General features: G+C 53.2%; 1 protein-coding gene. It reads right to left on the reverse strand.

The features are described 5' to 3' along the window. Window positions 1–1,148: elongation factor Tu (tuf, locus tag IEW12_RS28700; protein ID WP_188569593.1), on the reverse strand; the 1,148-nt coding region annotated here is incomplete at its 3' end. Window positions 1,149–1,152 lie beyond the last annotated feature (4 nt).

Raw genomic sequence — 1,152 nt, forward strand, 5'->3', positions numbered from 1 at the left:
CCACCTTCGCGGATCGCGAAACGCAGACCTTCTTCCATCGCGATCGGGTTGATCAGTTTTACTGTGATCGACACGTTATCGCCTGGCATGACCATTTCTTTGTCTTTCGGCAACTCGATCGAACCAGTTACGTCCGTTGTACGGAAGTAGAACTGTGGACGGTAGTTGTTGAAGAATGGTGTGTGACGACCACCTTCGTCTTTGGACAACACATAGATCTCGCCAGTGAAGTGGCTGTGTGGCTTGATGGAACCTGGTTTTGCCAACACTTGACCACGCTGGATGTCTTCACGCTTGGTACCACGCAGCAATACGCCGACGTTGTCGCCTGCTTGACCTTGGTCCAGCAGTTTGCGGAACATTTCCACGCCTGTGCAAGTCGTTTTGACTGTGTCTTTGATACCGACGATTTCGATCTCTTCGCCAACTTTGACGATACCGCGTTCGATACGGCCAGTTACCACTGTACCGCGACCGGAGATGGAGAATACGTCTTCTACTGGCAACAGGAAGGCGCCGTCTACTGCGCGTTCTGGTGTTGGGATGTAGGAGTCCAGTGCGTCAGCCAGTTTCATGATGGCTTCTTCGCCCAACGGACCTTTGTCGCCTTCCAGCGCCAATTTGGCGGAACCCTGGATAATTGGCAGGTCGTCGCCTGGGAATTCGTATTTGGAGAGCAGCTCGCGCACTTCCATTTCAACCAGTTCCAGCAGTTCTGCGTCGTCAACCATGTCGCATTTGTTCAGGAACACGATGATGTATGGTACGCCAACTTGGCGGGCCAGCAGGATGTGTTCGCGAGTCTGTGGCATTGGGCCGTCAGCTGCGGAGCATACCAGGATCGCGCCGTCCATCTGCGCTGCACCGGTAATCATGTTTTTAACGTAATCGGCGTGGCCTGGGCAGTCTACGTGAGCGTAGTGGCGGCCGGCTGTTTCGTATTCGACGTGGGCTGTATTAATTGTAATACCGCGCGCTTTTTCTTCTGGCGCTGCATCGATCTGGTCGTACGCTTTTGCTTCGCCGCCAAACTTCTTGGACAATACTGTCGCGATCGCTGCTGTCAATGTGGTTTTACCATGATCTACGTGACCAATTGTGCCCACGTTCACGTGCGGCTTGGTGCGTTCGAACTTACCTTTTGCCATTTTA

The organism is Parundibacterium terreum, assembly GCF_014636315.1.
Classification (GTDB): domain Bacteria; phylum Pseudomonadota; class Gammaproteobacteria; order Burkholderiales; family Burkholderiaceae_D; genus Undibacterium; species Undibacterium terreum.